General features: G+C 72.1%; 11 protein-coding genes. 5 read left to right on the top strand and 6 right to left on the bottom strand.

Annotated features, from left to right (window positions below; all coding sequences use genetic code 11):
- Positions 1-2 precede the first annotated feature (2 nt).
- Genes JSX79_RS12665 through csrA form a run of 4 tightly spaced genes read left to right on the top strand, consistent with a single transcriptional unit; the run spans position 3 to position 4,407 of the window.
- Positions 3-1,184, top strand: a complete 1,182-nt coding sequence (locus JSX79_RS12665) for a flagellar biosynthesis protein FlhB (protein ID WP_229086567.1) — start codon at positions 3-5, stop codon at positions 1,182-1,184.
- On the top strand, positions 1,181-3,235 hold the full coding sequence (locus JSX79_RS12660) for a flagellar biosynthesis protein FlhA (RefSeq protein ID WP_070418908.1): 2,055 nt from the start codon (positions 1,181-1,183) through the stop codon (positions 3,233-3,235). The genes JSX79_RS12665 and JSX79_RS12660 overlap by 4 nt, the downstream gene beginning before the upstream one ends.
- Complete coding sequence (locus tag JSX79_RS12655) at positions 3,210-4,142, top strand: hypothetical protein (protein ID WP_229086566.1); 933 nt, start codon at positions 3,210-3,212, stop codon at positions 4,140-4,142. Before JSX79_RS12660 ends, JSX79_RS12655 begins: the two co-directional genes overlap by 26 nt.
- Positions 4,143-4,146: 4 nt before the next feature.
- Positions 4,147-4,407 carry a carbon storage regulator CsrA gene (gene csrA / locus JSX79_RS12650; protein ID WP_070418910.1) on the top strand — a complete coding sequence of 87 codons (261 nt, stop codon included), beginning with the start codon at positions 4,147-4,149 and terminating at the stop codon, positions 4,405-4,407.
- Between the two features lie 20 nt (positions 4,408-4,427).
- On the opposite strand, the gene JSX79_RS12645 is transcribed toward csrA, so the two are convergent.
- The gene (locus tag JSX79_RS12645) at positions 4,428-6,518 is read right to left on the bottom strand and encodes an acyl-CoA dehydrogenase (RefSeq protein ID WP_229086565.1); all 2,091 of its coding nucleotides are present in this window, start codon (positions 6,516-6,518) and stop codon (positions 4,428-4,430) included.
- Between the two features lie 205 nt (positions 6,519-6,723).
- On the opposite strand from JSX79_RS12645, the gene JSX79_RS12640 reads away from it, so the two are divergent.
- The gene (locus JSX79_RS12640; protein ID WP_229086564.1) at positions 6,724-8,187 is read left to right on the top strand and encodes a peptide MFS transporter; all 1,464 of its coding nucleotides are present in this window, start codon (positions 6,724-6,726) and stop codon (positions 8,185-8,187) included.
- 146 nt (positions 8,188-8,333) lie between these two features.
- On the opposite strand, the gene JSX79_RS12635 is transcribed toward JSX79_RS12640, so the two are convergent.
- The 5 genes from JSX79_RS12635 to JSX79_RS12615 form a co-directional block, all read right to left on the bottom strand.
- On the bottom strand, positions 8,334-8,624 hold the full coding sequence (locus tag JSX79_RS12635) for a hypothetical protein (RefSeq protein WP_229086563.1): 291 nt from the start codon (positions 8,622-8,624) through the stop codon (positions 8,334-8,336).
- Positions 8,625-8,647: 23 nt separating this feature from the next.
- The gene (locus JSX79_RS18710) at positions 8,648-9,361 is read right to left on the bottom strand and encodes a glycoside hydrolase family 16 protein (protein ID WP_229086562.1); all 714 of its coding nucleotides are present in this window, start codon (positions 9,359-9,361) and stop codon (positions 8,648-8,650) included.
- Positions 9,362-9,835: 474 nt separating this feature from the next.
- Positions 9,836-13,204, bottom strand: a complete 3,369-nt coding sequence (locus JSX79_RS12625) for an ATP-binding protein (RefSeq protein ID WP_229086561.1) — start codon at positions 13,202-13,204, stop codon at positions 9,836-9,838.
- A complete protein-coding gene (locus tag JSX79_RS12620; protein ID WP_229086560.1) occupies positions 13,201-13,995 on the bottom strand; it encodes a DUF4194 domain-containing protein in 795 nt (264 codons plus the stop codon). The genes JSX79_RS12625 and JSX79_RS12620 overlap by 4 nt, the downstream gene beginning before the upstream one ends.
- The gene (locus tag JSX79_RS12615) at positions 13,992-15,524 is read right to left on the bottom strand and encodes a DUF3375 domain-containing protein (protein ID WP_229086559.1); all 1,533 of its coding nucleotides are present in this window, start codon (positions 15,522-15,524) and stop codon (positions 13,992-13,994) included. Before JSX79_RS12615 ends, JSX79_RS12620 begins: the two co-directional genes overlap by 4 nt.
- Positions 15,525-15,603: the final 79 nt, after the last annotated feature.

The raw sequence follows: 15,603 nt of genomic DNA, 5'->3' as shown, positions 1-15,603 counted from the left end.
ACGTGTCCGACAGCGGAGAACGCTCCGAGCAGGCGACCCAGAAGCGCATGCGCGAGGTCCACCAGAAGGGCCAGATCGGGCGGTCGCAGGACCTCGGCGCGTGGATCGGGATCGCGGTCGCGGCGCTCATGATGCCGTCCGCGATCGGCAACGCCGCCGCCGCGGGCTCCGAGCAGCTCCGAGCCGTGCAGCGCGTCATCGCCGACCCGACGATCGGCACCATGAACGCCGTGTTCCACGAGGCCCTCGGCTCGCTCGGCGGGACCCTCGGCCCGATGCTCGGGGTCGTCGCCGTCGCCGTGCTGGCCGCAGCGGTCGCGCAGGGCGGCGTGCACGTCCGGAAGCTGACGCCGCAGCCCGAGCACTTCGACCCGATCCAGGGTCTGAAGCGGGTGTTCGGCACCCAGGCGCTCTGGAACGGGTGCAAGGCGCTCCTCAAGACGGCCGTCGTCGGACTCGTCCTCTGGATGGCCGTGCAGGCCCTCGTCCCCGTCCTCATGACGAGCGGATCGCTCCCGCTGTCCGCCGTGCTCGACGCCGCGGCCGCCGGGACCGGCACCCTGCTCCGGGCGGCGATCGTCGCCGGCCTGGTCCTCGCCGCGCTCGACGTCTTCGTCGTGATCCGCCGCAACCGCAAGCGCACGATGATGACCAGGCGCGAGGTCAAGGACGAGAACAAGCACGCCGAGGGCGACCCGCTCGTGAAGTCCCAGCGCCGGTCCCGACAGCTCGCGATGAGCCGGAACCGGATGGTGCAGGCGATCGGCACCGCGGACGTCGTGATGACGAACCCGACGCACTACGCCGTCGCGCTGTCGTACGAGCCGGGGAAGTCCGCGCCGCGCGTCGTGGCGAAGGGCGCCGGTCCGGTCGCGGCGATGATCCGCGACAAGGCGCTCGAGGCCCGGGTGCCGATCGTCCAGGACGTCCCGCTCACCCGTGCGCTGCACGCCGCGTGCGAGCTCGGGCAGGAGGTGCCGGTCGACCTCTACACGCCGGTCGCCCGCGTGCTGTCGTTCGTCATGGCGCTCAAGGCCAGGGGAGCGGCGGCCGGGACGCACGCGCCGCCGCGGCCGACCACCCCGGACGAGGTCGCGACGGTCATCGACCCGGCCACGATCAGCGGGGACCTCCGGCCCCGGAAGCTCCGCCCGAACTCGACTCCCGAAGGGGTGCCCGCATGAACCGCAAGGACCTGCCGAAGCTCGTCGTCCCGGTCTTCATCGTCGGCATCATCCTGCTGCTGATCCTGCCGGTGCCGTCCTTCCTGCTCGACTTCCTCATCATCTGCAACATCCTGCTGGCGCTGGTGATCCTGCTCACGACGCTGTTCGTGAAGAAGCCGCTCGACTTCTCGGTGTTCCCGTCGCTGCTGCTCGTCGCGACGCTGTTCCGGCTCGGGCTGAACGTGGCGTCGACCCGGCTCGTCCTCGGCGAGGGGTTCGCCGGCGACGTCATCCAGGCGTTCGGCCACGTGGCGGTCTCCGGCTCGATCATCATCGGCGCGGTGATCTTCCTGATCCTCGTCGTCATCCAGTTCGTCGTCGTGACGAAGGGTGCCGAGCGCGTCGCCGAGGTCGGGGCACGGTTCACCCTCGACGCGATGCCCGGCAAGCAGATGGCGATCGATGCGGACCTCAACGCGGGGCTCATCACCGACGCCCAAGCGAAGGAACGCCGTGCCGCCGTGTCCGCCGAGGCTGACTTCTACGGCGCCATGGACGGTGCGTCGAAGTTCGTCAAGGGCGACGCGATCGCCGGCATCCTCATCATCGTCATCAACCTCGTCGGCGGCATCGCCATCGGCATGGTGCAGAACGGGCTGTCGATCACCGACGCCCTGTCGAAGTACGGCATCCTGACCATCGGCGACGGGCTCGTCACGCAGATCCCGGCGCTCCTCATGGCGGTGTCGACGGGCATGATCGTCACCCGCTCCGGCGCCGAGACCGAGATCGGCACCTCGGCGTCGCAGCAGCTCACCCAGTCGCGGAACGCCCTCGTGATCGCAGGCGTGGCGGCGATCGCGATGGGGTTCATCCCCGGCATGCCGATCGTCCCGTTCCTGGTCATCGGCGCCACGCTGCTCGTGATCGGGTGGCGCCTCGGGCAGAACACCAAGCGCGAGGAGGCGGCCGTCGCCCAGCAGCAGGCCATGGAGGCCGCCGCACCGAGCGCCGACACCCCCGAGGACCTCATCGAGCAGATGCGCGTGCACGCCCTCGAGATCCTGCTCGCGCCCGACCTGGTCGACATGGTGTCCGGCGCCTCGGACGACCTGCTCGGCCGCGTCCGTGCCCTCCGCCGGAAGATCGCGATCGACATGGGGATCGTCGTCCCGCCCGTCCGGACCCGCGACAGCATCGAGCTCCCGCCGTCGACCTACGCCATCCGCATCGCCGGCGTCGAGGCCGGCCGGGGCACCGCACCGTCGCGCAGCGTGCTCGCCCTCGGCGACCACCTCGAGGGGCTCCCGGGGGAGACCACCGTCGAACCGGTGTTCGGCCTCGCCGGCAAGTGGGTCCCCGCCGAGCTCCGGCACGCTGCCGAGATGACCGGCGCGACCGTGATCGACCGGGTCTCCGTGCTCGTCACGCACCTGCAGGCGATCATCGGCGACAACGCCGCGCGGCTCCTCACCCGCGAGGACGTCAAGGTCCTCACCGAGGGCGTCAAGCAGGTCAACCCCGCGGCCGTCGAGGAGCTCGTCCCCGGGATGCTCTCGCTCGCCGAGCTGCAGCGGGTCCTGCAGGGGCTGCTCGCCGAACGGGTCCCGATCAACGACCTCGGCCGGATCTGCGAGGGCCTCACGCTCCGCGCCAAGGTGTCGACCGACCCGGAGGGGCTCGTCGAGGCCGCCCGCGCCGCACTCGGCCCCGCGCTGCCCGCCCGGTACCTCGACGCCGGCACGCTCCGGGTCATCATGATCGACCCGCTGCTCGAGCAGTCGATGCTCGAGGGGCTCCGGCCGTCCGAGCAGGGGACCCAGATCGTCCTCGACGCCCACCGCATCGAGCAGGTCCTCGGGTCGCTCCGGGAGGCCGTGCGCTCCGTCGAGGACCAGGGCATCTCCGCCGTCCTCGTCTGCGCCCCGCAGCTCCGCCCGGCCGTGCACCGCATGGTCTCCGCGCAGTCGAACGGCCTGCCGGTGCTCTCCTACCAGGAGGCCACCGCCGCGGGCTCCACCATCGAGACCGTGGGAGTGGTCCGTGCCGCCGACCCGATTGCAGCGTAACGGCGCCACGCTCGACGAGCTCCGGGACGCCGTCCGCTCGGAGTTCGGACCGGGCGCACGCATCGTCGCCGCCGAGCGCGTCACCACACCCGGCATCGGCGGGCTGTTCCGCAAGGCGCACGTCGAGGCCACCGTCGAGGTCCCCGGCCCCGACGACGTCCCCACCGCGCGCGTCGCCATCGCCGATTCGCCGGTCCAGCGGGTGGGCATCGCCGCGCTCCTGGCCGACGCCGAAGCCGCGGAGGCGCGCATCGCCGGCCACGACGGCACCGCGTCCACGCGGGCCGACGCGTTCGCGTCGGTGCTCGACGGCTTCGTCGCCGACGGGATCACGGGGAGCGCCCCGCGCCCGACGCGCGCCTTGCCGGAGGCGGGGGCCGAGGAGCCGGGCGGGTCGCGCCTCCTGGACGTGCCCGGTCCGTCGGTCGTTCCTGGAGGCACGGCTCGGCTCGTCGACGACGTCGTGGCCGAGCAGCTGGTCGCCGCCACCGCGCCCACACGGCCCGCCCCGTCGGTCCGGTCCGCCGACGGCGACCTCGTGCTGCTCGTCGGGCGTCCGAACGACGTGGACGCGGCCGCCGGGATCTTCGCGACCCGGCACGCACTCCGGCCGACCGACGCGGCCGACCGGCGGAGCGGGATCCTCGCCCGGGCCGAGGGCGTCCGCGACGGGTACGCGCTGCTCGCGGTCGCCGCCTGGGACGACGTGGCGACGGCCGCCGGACTCGCACCCGACCAGGTCTGGGTCGTCGTGGACGTCGGTCGGAAGCACGAGGACTCGGTCCGCATGCTCGCCGCGGTCGCCGACCGGGCCCACGTGGCCGGGGTCGTGGCGATCGGCGCGGGGGAGACCGCCACGCCGGAGTCGGTGCACCTGCTGGGAGTCCCCGTCGTGTCGCTAGGCTGAACGGGTGCTGGTACTCACGCGGAAGGTCGGCGAGCGGATCCTCGTCGGTGACGACATCGTCATCACGGTGCTCGACAGCCGCGGGGACGGCGTCCGGATCGGTATCGACGCGCCTCGCGGGGTGAAGATCCAGCGCGAAGAGGTCGTGCGCGCGGTGACCGAGGCCAACGCCGAGGCCGCTGCCGCTGCTGCCGGCGCCGGGGACGACGCCGAGGCGCGGCTCCGCCGGGCCCTCGAGGACCGCGGGCCCGCCGGCGACGCCTGACGCGCGCCCCACGTCCAGCGCTAGGCGCGGGGCTTCTTCTCCTGCTTGGGAAGGCGGCCCGCGGCCGCCTCGGCGGCGAACCAGGCCTGCGCCTCGTCCTGCCGGGCCTGCTCGGCACCGAGTGCGATCGGTGCACGGACGTGGCCGGCCTCGTACCCGAACGAGTCGAGCAGCTGCGGGACGACCGGTCGGACCCGGGCGACGAGGCGGTCGATGTACGCCGAGACCGCCCGCGCCCGCTGCGCCGTGATGCGCCCGTGCATGAGGTACCAGTCGAGGTGCTGCTCCAGCAGGCCGAGGGCGAACAGGTCGCGGAGCCAGACGAGCACGCGGCGGGTGTCTCCCGGCGGGACCTCGTCGATCGCCTCGGTGAAGGCCTCCCACTGCATGAGTTCCGCGTGGGCCTTGGCCGCTTCGATGAGCTCGTGCTGCGAGCGGTTGAGCAGTCGGGCGCCGCGTGCGCGGTCCTTGCCCGCCGACGCGAGGCTCATGCCGATCTCGGTGACCATCGTGTCGACGCGGCCGGCGAGCAGGTCGCGCTGCGTCTTGGCGTCCTGCAGGTCCGTGACGGACGCGGCGAGCGAGCCGCGGTCGGTCATGGTCTGCCCGAGGCGCCGGAGACCGGTGGCGTCGGCGAGCTTCGTGGCCGCCTGGGCCGCCACGAACTTCGCGGTCGACGCCGGGTCCTTCGGCGCCTTCGCGCGGAACTCGGTGAGCAGGCGCTTGCCGACGAGCTGGAGCAGCACGGTGTTGTCGCCCTCGAACGTCACGTAGACGTCGAGGTCGGCGCGGAGTCCGGTGAGGCGGTTCTCGGCGAGGAACCCGGCGCCACCGCAGGCCTCGCGGCACTCCTGGAGCGTGTAGAGGGCCGACCACGTGGACATCGACTTGAAGGCCGCCGCCTGGGTCTCGAGGTCCTCGCGACGCTGCGGGGTGTCCTCACGCCCGCTGAACACGTCGTCGAAGGTGCGGAGGAGCTTCTCGTGGGCGAACGACTGCGCGAACACCGTGGCGAGGCGGGGGATCAACCGGCGCTGGTGCCGGCCGTAGTCGAGCAGGACACCCTCGGTGCCGTCGCCCGTCGGGAACTGGCGGCGCTGTGCCGCGTACGTCAGCGCGATCTCCAGGCCGATCTTCTGGGCGACGACCGCGGCGCCGTCGAGCGACACGCGGCCCTGCACGAGGGTGCCGAGCATGGTGAAGAAGCGGCGACCGGGCGAGGCGATCGGCGAGGAGTAGGTTCCGTCCTCGGCGACGTCGCCGTAGCGGTTCAGCAGGTTGGTGCGGGGGACGCGCACGTGGTCGAAGTGCAGCCGGCCGTTGTCGATGCCGTTCAGGCCGCCCTTGTAGCCGTCGTCCTCGCCGCCGACACCGGGCAGGAACGCACCCGCGGCGTCGCGGAGCGGCACGTAGAACGCGTGGACGCCGTGGTCGACGCCCTGCGTCACGAGCTTCGCGAAGACGACGGCCGCCTTGCCGTGCAGGGCGGCGTTGCCGATGTAGTCCTTCCACGCGCCGCGGAAGGGCGTGTGGATCTCGAACTCCTGGGTCGCCGGGTCGTAGGTCGCCCGTGTGGCGATGCTCTGGACGTCGGAGCCGTGCCCGGTCTCCGTCATCGCGAAGCAGCCGGGGACCTCGAACGAGACGATGCCCGGCAGGAACTCGCGGTGGTTCCGTTCGGTGCCGAGGTGGTGCACGGCCGAGCCGAACAGCCCCCACTGCACGCCGGCCTTGATCTGCATCGAGGGGTCGGCCGTGGTGAGCTCCTCGAACGCGGCGAGGTTGCCGCCGTGGTTGCTCGAGCCGCCGAACTCCTCGGGGTAGGGGCGCTGGATCGCACCCGCGTCGACGAGGATGCGGAGCTGGTCGAGCGTCCGGGCGCGGGCGTCGGCGTAGGGCATGCCCTCGACCTTGTGCATCGCCGGGTCGAGTGCGAGTCGGCGCGAGGCTCGGCGGTCGTCCGCCCAACGGCCGAGCAGGTGCTCGGCGAGCAGGTCGACGTCGATCCGGACGTCGGTGTCCGTCCCGCCGGTGGGCGTGCCCGCGGCGGGGTCGCCGGCGGCGTCGGCCTTGGGCGTGTTCGTGCTGTGGACGGGTGCGGTGTCGACCATGGTCGGAGCCCTCCTGAACTGCTCTGTCCGGTGTTGCAGAACCCACGCTATTGATCGGACCCGCGAGTCGCGTGAACGCCGTCCGGGGCTGACAACGCGGGTGGCCCGTGGGTCGGCCGCGGTCGTGGGAACCCTCCAAACGACCGCGCCCGGCGTTCCTGAGGCGAGTTCAGCGATTCGGCGCGGCCCGGCTCCGAGGGGCAGAATGTGCGGCATGTCAGGTACCACCACGCCCGCACGCGGGCGGACCTTCTTCGGGCAGCCGTTCGAGTTGTCGACGCCGTTCGCCGTCGAGCTCTGGGAGCGGTTCTCGTTCTACGGGATGCAGGGCATCGTCCTCATCTACATGTACTACACGCTCTCGCAGGGCGGGCTGGGCATCGACAAGGGCGTCGCCAGCGGGATCATGGGTGCCTACGGCGGCGCCGTGTACCTGTTCACGATCATCGGGGCGTGGATCGCCGACCGGCTGCTCGGTGCGGACCGGACGTTGTTCGGCAGTGCCATCGTCGTGATGCTCGGGCACATCGCCCTCGCGCTCATCCCCGGTGTCGCGGGCGTCGGCGTCGGCCTCGTGCTCATCGCGCTGGGCTCCGGCGGACTCAAGGCCACGGCGACGACGATCGTCGGCGGGCTCTACAGCCGGGACGACCCCCGTCGTGACGCCGGCTTCTCGCTGTACTACCTCGGCGTGAACCTCGGGGCGTTCTTCGGTCCGCTCCTGACCGGCCTGCTGCAGAGCTCGCTCGGCTTCCACTACGGCTTCGGCCTGGCCGCGGTCGGCATGGCGGCCGGGCTCGTGCAGTACGCGATCCGCCGCCGCAATCTGCCGGAGTCCGTGCGGCACGTCACGAACCCCGTCGACCGCCGTCGGCTCCCGCTCATCGGCGTGCTCGTCCTCGTGGCACTCGCGGTGATCGTGGTCGCCGTGCTGACCGGACTCCTCAACGTCGACAACCTGCCCACCGTGGTCGTCGCCATCGTCATTCTCGCCACGATCGGGTACTTCGTGGTGATCCTCTCGAGCGGCATCACCGCGCAGGAGCGGTCCCGCGTGTTCGCCTTCATCCCACTGTTCATCGGCAGTGCGGTGTTCTGGTCGCTGTACCAGCAGCAGTTCACCGTCGTGACCGTCTACTCCGACGAGCGCCTCGACCGGTCCCTGTTCGGCTGGGAGATGCCGGTCTCGTGGGTGCAGTCGATCAACCCGGTCTTCATCATCGTGCTGTCCGGTGTGTTCGCGGCGATCTGGACGAAGCTCGGCGACCGCCAGCCGTCCACCCCGACGAAGTTCGCCCTCGGCACCGGCATCATGGGCGTCGCGTTCCTGCTCTTCCTGCCCTTCGTCGGCACCGGGCAGAACGGCACGCCGCTGCTCGCCCTCGTCGGGATCCTGCTCGTCTTCACGATCGCCGAGCTCCTGCTGTCGCCGGTGGGCCAGTCGGTGGCCACGAAGCTCGCTCCGCCGAAGTTCCAGACGCAGATGGTGGCCCTGTTCTTCCTGTCGGTGTCGCTCGGCACCGCCGTCACGGGGGTGCTCTCGCAGTACTACGACCCGACGGACGAGGCGCCGTACTTCGCCGTTCTCGGGCTCGTCGCCGTCGCGGTCGGGGTCGTCCTGCTCGTCCTCGCCAAGCCGGTGCTGAAGCTCATGCGCGGCATCCGCTAACCTGAGGGCAGCCAGACCGGCCCCGGAACCAAGGAGTCACCAATGCTCGAACTCATCGCAGGCGTCATCATCGGCATCGGCGTGCTCGGTGGCGTGGGGGTCTGCATGGCCTTCGCGGCCATGATGAAGAGCGGCAACGAGGAGTACTAGCCCTCGGTGTCCGGTGCCGGCTCGACCGGCACCAGCTGACGACTCAGGACGGTCGCGCGCTCGAACGGGCCGCGGCCGTCCTTCGTGTACACGGGTTCCTCGAACGCGACCGTCCAGGTGCGCTGGGTCCCGCCGAGCTGGCTGCCGCCCGGTGCGACGATGACGCCCATCGGTTCGTCGGCCCACTCCTCGCCGCCCTGGTCGGTGTCGACGACCTGCACGAGGGCGCCGATGCCGAGGCCCGGTCGGTCGTCGGGGCGGGGGCTGGGGGAGCGGCGTCCGAACACGCGCCCACCGTACCGCGCGCGGGTCAGTTCCAGATGGAGATCCAGTCGACGGACACGGTGCCCGATGCGTCCGTCGGGACGGCGCCGTGGTCGGTCCACGTCTCGCCCTGCAGGGTCACGCGCATCGGCTTCGTCGGCACGGCCTCGGTGGTGCAGGAGACGAGCTCCCCGTCCCAGTAGAAGCGGACGATGCCCGTGTCCCACTCGGTGGTGGCGACGTGGTACTCGGTGGTGTCGGTCTTCGCGTGGACCTGCACCGAGCGGTCGTACTTGACGTGACGGTTCGCGTACGTTCCCGGGATCGCGGACGCGGGGCGCGGCGACGCCCCGAGCGTGAGTGACTCCGGCCAGTCGATCTCGCCGTCGTTCCACTCGTCGGAGGACGGCCACAGCATGCCGACGAACTTGTACCCGTCGGTGACCGTGGTCTTGTAGCGGATGCTGACGCGTGCCGTCGTGTGCGGCGCGTACCCGTCCGGCATGACCGCGGCGACGAGCGGTCGGCCGTCCTCGGAGTGGAAGTCGAAGTCGAGGTTGCCGTCGGCGACGGACAGCACCTTCGCAGGGGCGTACGTGCCGAGTCCGCTGGTGTCCTGGAATCCGTCGTAGAGGCCCATGCCGGGGTAGACGGATGCCACCGTGCCGAGCGCGGCGGGCTTCGTGAAGTCCTCGGCGTACGACTGCCGCCAGGTGCGTCCGTTCGACGTGACGTCGCCGACCGGGAGTGTCGTCGGCACGGCGGTCGGCGTCGCGGTCGGGGTTGGAGTCGGGGTCGCGGTGGGTGTGGGCGTCGGTGTCTGCGTCGGCGTCGGTGTGACCAGCGGAGTCGCCGTGGCGGTGGTCGGTGCCGCTGTCGACCCCGGTGCCGTGGAGGACGGGACACACGCAGCCAGCGCGCCGGCGACGAGGAGCCCGGTGACGATCGCGCCTGCGGTGCGTGTGCGAGTGGTCACGGTACGGTCCCTGCTGGAGTCGGTGGAGCTCCTGGCGATCGTAGTCAAGGAGTGCCCGGCGGCCTGCTGTTGCCGGCACCCCAGTCCGGGGGTGGCGGTGACGGTCGCCCCGCTCGCACGACATGCCGTGCGCCCGTCGCTGAGGTCGCACGAGGTGCCGCTGCTGCCGGCGCCGGGCGGCAGTTCGTGCGACCCCGGCGGCCCGGGGACGGGCGGTCGGCCCACGGACGGGCGGCGACCCGGGGACGGGCGGCGCGCCTACGCCCCCACGGCGGCCCGCGCGATCTCGGTGATCGACGAGTGCCCGGTGTCCGGGTGCTTGCGCATCGACAGGAGCCGCTCCATCGAGGGCTCCAGCGCCGTGACCTTGTCGAGCGGCGCACTCACGACGAGCTGGAACCCGAGCCGCAGCCACGCCGTCACCGCACGCCCCGCGAACTCCGAGTCCGCCTTGATGAAGGCCTCGTCGAGGAAGACCGGCGCGAACCGCGGCCGCGGCCGGGTCTCGTCGCCGAGCTGGTAGCGGAGCGCGGCACCGACGATGAACGCCACGAGCTCCTGCGTCTCACCGCCGGACTTGTCGCCGAGGGACGAGTACACGCCGAGGTCGTTGCCCTCGGTGTCGTACCGCACGGCCGTGATCTCCATGTGCCGCCGGACGTCGAGCACGGCGTCGCGCTGCGTGGTCCGGCCGCCACGCGGGACGGACGGGTCGGGGCGGATGACGGCCATGAAGCGTCGGAGCCGGCGGAACCGGGTCTCGAGCACGTCGTCGGTCAGCTCGGTGTCGACCGACGCCGACAGCGCCCGGAGCTCCCGGCGGAAGGCGGTCACCTCTTCGCGGGTGACCCGGCGGATCTGGATCTTCAGCCGGTCGCGGTTCGCACCGAAGGGCAACTCGCGGAGGATCTCGTTGACCGGTTCGAGCCGCTCCTCGATCTCGACGACGGCCCGGTCGAAGGCGCCGGCGAGCGGGACGAGGTCCTCGCCGCTCCACTGCGACAGGCGTCGGCGCCACTCGCTCCGGCGGGAGTGCAGGCCCGTCGCGACGATCTGGTCGAGGATGGCGCGGTAGTCGGGGTAGGACGCGACGCCGGTCCCGAGGTTCGGGTCCGGCCAGGCGTCCTGGTAGCGCTGGAAGGTCAGCGTCAACGCGGTCGAGGCCGACGCGGCGCCGTCGAGCGCCTGCGCGAGGCGTTCCTCGAGCCGGCGCTTCAGTCGGCGGGTCGCGTCGTCGAAGCCGTCGACGCCGTCCGGTGCTCCGATCTCCTCGAACGTCTCGGACAGCAGCTGCGCCTGTCGGTCGTCCGGCAGGGCGTCAGGAGTGTCCTCGAAGCGCGACAGGATCTCGGCCGCGGCGTCCTGACCGTCCACGAGCACGGCGTGCCGCTCCTCGAGCCGGGCGACCGACTGGCGGGCAGCGGCGCGACGGTCCGACGCCTCGTCGAGGGACGCCCGGAGCCGACCCACGGCCGAACGCAGCGTGCGGAGGCCGTCGTCGGCGGCGAGGAGTGCCTGGCGTTCCTGGTCGAGGCGGGCGAGCGAGTCCTCGAGCCCGACGACGTCGATCGCCTCCCACGTGACGTCGACGATGTGCTGGTGCGCGGCGCGGAGGACGTCGAGCGCCGTGATGTCCTGCGCGACGTCGGTACGCCGGGCCTCGAGCGTGGCGAGGTCCTCGGCGATCGCGGCCAGCTCCTGCTCCACCGAGGCGACCCGCGCCTCGTTCGTGAAGCCGATGACGTTCGCCTGACGCCGGTCGCCGTGGGCACCGCGTCGACCGTCGCGGAGCTGCCCGGACTCGGTGACGCGCCGACCGCCGCCGCCGAGGTCCGCGGCGGACCCGACGCACCGGGCGTCGGTGCGCTCGGACTCGATGCGCTCGCGCACCCAGGTGCTGAACGGCGACTGCTTGATCGCGAGCTTGCCGGACACCATGGACGGGTCGCCGTCGACGTCGATGTGCGGCCCCGTCGGGACGCCCTCGAACTGCACGCGCACCGGTAGGCGGAGCGCGTCGATCGCCTCGCTGAAGTCGGCGAGGCGGTCCTGGTCGACCAGGAGCGTGCGGGCGACGGGCGCCAGGACGGACTCGATCGCCGTGCGCCACCGCTCCTCGCCGGGCAGCACGTCGAGCAGTTCGGCGACGAAGGGCAGCTCGGAGGGGTCGATGCCGGCGGCGCGGGCCATCGCCAGTCGGGCCTCGTGCATCGGCAGCGGCATGGCGCCCTGTCGGTGCTCGAGCGACTGACGCTCCTGGCGGAGGGACCGCTCGCGGTCGAGGAGCGGGTACTCCTCGCGGGTGAGGGCGTCACGGCGCTCGTCGAGCTCCGCGCGCGACGCGGGGTAGGTGCCGAGGAACTCGTGCGACGCCCGCTGCGCGGCGGTGAAGGACTGCTCGGTGGACACGGGCGACCCGAGCACGGCCGTCCGCTCGTCGAACGTCGCCCGGGTGCGGACGACGGCGTCGCGCTCCCGCGTCCGACGGTCGATGCGGTCCTCGAGCTGCGCCAGCGCGTTCCCGCCCTGGTCGCGGAGCCGGGCCTCGGCATCGCGCAGCTCGATCTCGACCGCGGCGTGCCGGGCCTCCGCCGCGGCGACTTCGGCGCGGGCAGCCGTGCGTTCGCGCCCGTTGCGGTCCACCTCGGCGTCCAGGAGCGCGCGCTTGCGCGATGCGGTCCAGTGCGCGAACGGGGACACCTCGGCGCCGGTCGCGATCCCGTCGAGCGCCTCGGCCGCGGCCCTCGAGCGCGCGATCTCGGCGTGCAGTTCGGTGATGGGGGAGAGGATGCGGACCTTGCGCTCCTCGGTGTCCATCGCCTCGTACGCCTCGTCGAGGGCGGAGAAGTGCGCGAGGGCACGGTCGGCGGCCTCGTACGTGCCCGGCGTCTCGAGCACGAGCGACTTGTACAGGGCGTCGACGGTCGGCAGGTGCTGCCCGGCCTGGATGCGCGCGAGGAGCCGCATCGCCCGGTTGCCGCCGCCGGAGTCACCGATCCCGAGGCGGGTCTGCAGCGTGTACGCGAGCTCCTGGTAGGTGTCGCGGATGACGAGCCCCGGCACGCGTCCGGTGAGCTCGAGGTGGTGGAACCGCGTCGGCACGAACTCCTCGAGCCGGCGCAGGTCGAACGTGTCGTCCACCGTCGCCATGGTCATCTGGATGTCGCCGACGCCCCGCGCACGCTTCGGCACGATGTACGCGCGCAGCACCGTGAAGCGCCGCTCGTCGTCGTTCCGGAACGTCACCGCGACGGCACCCCACGTGGTCTGGTCGTCGCCGCGCAGGTTCACGTCGCGCAGGGCACCGGACTCGGGGTCGCGACGGGTGTCCACCTTGCCGCGCAGGTACGTCAGCAGGTTCCGCTGGTCGGCACTGCGCGCGCGCCCGGTGGTCGCGTCGTTCGACGCGCCGTTGAACGGCACGTCCGACGGCATCATCACGGCGAGGTACGCGTCCATCAGCGTCGACTTGCCGGTGCCGGACGCGCCCGAGATGAGCGTCGCGGTGCCGGACAGCTCGACCTGGCGGTGGCCGTGGAAGCCGCCCCAGTTCACGACCTGCATCGACTCGGCGCGCCACTGCGCGACCGTGTCGAACAGGGCCGGGATCTCGAAGGTGTCGGTCACGCTTCCGTCTCGCCTTCGTCGTCGGTGTCGGTCTCGTCGGCCAGGAGGGACGGGTCGTCCCCGTCGGTCGGCTCGCCGTCCGGGGTGGTCGCGTCCCCGGGTGCGGTGGCGGTCCGCGACGCTGTGCTCGCCAACCACGTGTCGAGGTCGCGCAGCCGCTCCAGCGGGAGCAGCACTTCGACCACGCTCGCGACCCGGAACCGGTCCGGGTCGCTGGTCTTCAGCAGGATCCGGGCGGTCACGAGGCGCTCGACCGCCTTCGCCACGCGGCCCTCGTCACGGGTGCGGTCGGTCGCCGTCGCGGGGCGGAACCCGGCGACGTGCCCGAGGATCTCGGAGCGGTCGACGACGACCTGGTCCGGGCCCGGGCGGGTGTCGGCGCGGAGACGCATGCGCAGGTAGACGAGGACGATCGTCTCCTCGCGCGTGTACGGGACGTCGCGCAGCAGCGTGGGGAAGCCGCGGCGCTGGCTCTCGGAGCGGGCCTGACGCTTCCAGGCGACCTCGCGATCACGGTCCACGTGCAGTTCGAGGAACAGGTCGTTGAGGCGCGAGCGGAGCTGGTACTCCGCGTCGAGCACGGCGCGCCACTCGTCGGCGTGCGTCCGTGCGCTGACGTAGGAGTTGCGGAGCAGGGCCACGAGGGCACGGCGCTGCCGGTCGTCCAGTCGACCCTCGTCGCCCTCGAAGAGGGCGAAGCTGGTCTCGTCGCGCTCGTCGTCCTGCGGGACGGGTGCGGGGTCGTCGTAGGGGACCGTCTCGTCGACCGGTGCCGGCGTCGTGTCGCTCACCGCGCCTCCTGTGCGTGTTCGTCGTTCGTCGTGTCTGGCGTCCGGTCGTGGCGTTCGTCGGTGAGCGCCGCGGTCGGCATGTGGAAGGTGACCGGGCTGCCGTCGGGACGGACCGTCCGGTGCTCGGCGAGGTGCGTGGCGGACTCGAAGTCCTCGCGACCGGTGAGGAGGTGCGCGAGCCCGAAGAGCTCGACCGGACGCCGCTGCTCCGGCGGCAGGCCGTGGAAGGCGTCGACGCTGGAGTCGGCCTCGGCGGAGCGCAGTGCCGCGCGGAGCTCGGTGAGGAGCGGTCCACCGTGTCGCCGGAGCGTCTCCACGTCGAGTTCCTCGAAGACGTCGTCGTCCGGCTCCTCGATCGCGGGCGGCACGGACTCGGCGTCCGGGTCGTAGAACCGTTCGCGCAGCGTGCCGACCTCGGCCGTCGCCGGCAGGAGGCCGAGGGGCAGCCGGTCGCGCGCCGACCCGTGCTCCATCCAGGTCGCCAGCCCGCGCTCGATCGACCGGATGACGGCGTCGAGCTCGCGGTCGCGGGCGACGTCGTGCGCGACGATCTGGTCGCGCAGCGTCGCCGTGAGCTGTCGTCGCTGGGCGAGGACGTCCTCGATGCCCTGGCGGAGGATGACCACCGTGTTGCGGAAGGCCCGGCGCTCGGACGCCCCGAGGGAGTCCGCGAAGGGGTGGGCCAGGATCGTCGCGATGTCGTCTCGGAGTCGCAGCAGCAAGGCGTCGTCGCGGAGCAGCTCGAACGCCCCCTCGAACGCACGGCCCTCGGGGGTGGCCTGCATGAGGTTGTCCGTGCGGGCGAGGTAGTCGTCGAGGATCTCGCCGATCGGACGGACCTCTTGCCGGAAGTCCTCGACGATCGAGCGGTGCATCGTCGCCACCGCTTCCTCCACACGCTTGAAGTCGCTCGGGAGCTGGCGGATCAGGTCGGAGATGTTCGTGTAGCCGTCCCGCATCCGGGCGTCGTCCACGGTGTCCACGTCACCCTGTTCGAGTCGCGCCCGCTCGGCCTGGAGCTCGGCGATCTGCGCGTCGATGCGCCGGATCTGCACGTCGGGGTCGGGCTCGGCGCGGGCGGCCCAGCGGTGCACGGCGTCGACGATCATCGCGAGCCGGCTCTCGCTGATGAGCGCCCGGTCGGACGACAGGGCGTCGACGAGGGACAGGGCCTCGAGCGCGTGGCTCGTCAGGGAGTACTGCTCGTCGCCGTCGGGGGAGTTCGAACGGACGAGCCACTGCGCGGCGACCCACTCGCGGCAGAGGGCGCGGCCGTTCGGTCGGGCGTCCTGCTCGGGCTGCTCCGCCTGCTCGCTCGCGGGGGTGCGCGCGCCGGCGGCCTGGAGCCGTGCGACGTGCTCCTCGACCTGCAGGTGCATCCGGTCCGCGGGGACGTACTGCACGTCGCGGTCGAACACCGTGCGGAACACGGCGAGGACGACGGCGCTGGTCGGCCGGGACATCAGCCGGAGGGTCGGACGGTCGAGGACTGCCCGGACCCGGGCGAACTCGAGGTCGACGTCGGTCATGCGCCCCTTCGTCCGATCTGGCTGGTGACTGTCTCAACAGATGCGAAGAGCCCGACGCTGTTGCGCCGGGCTCTTGCGG

Origin of the sequence: Curtobacterium sp. GD1 (assembly GCF_020882855.1) — a bacterium.
In the GTDB taxonomy this organism is placed as follows: domain Bacteria; phylum Actinomycetota; class Actinomycetes; order Actinomycetales; family Microbacteriaceae; genus Curtobacterium.
This window is presented reverse-complemented; position numbering and strand designations above follow the sequence as displayed.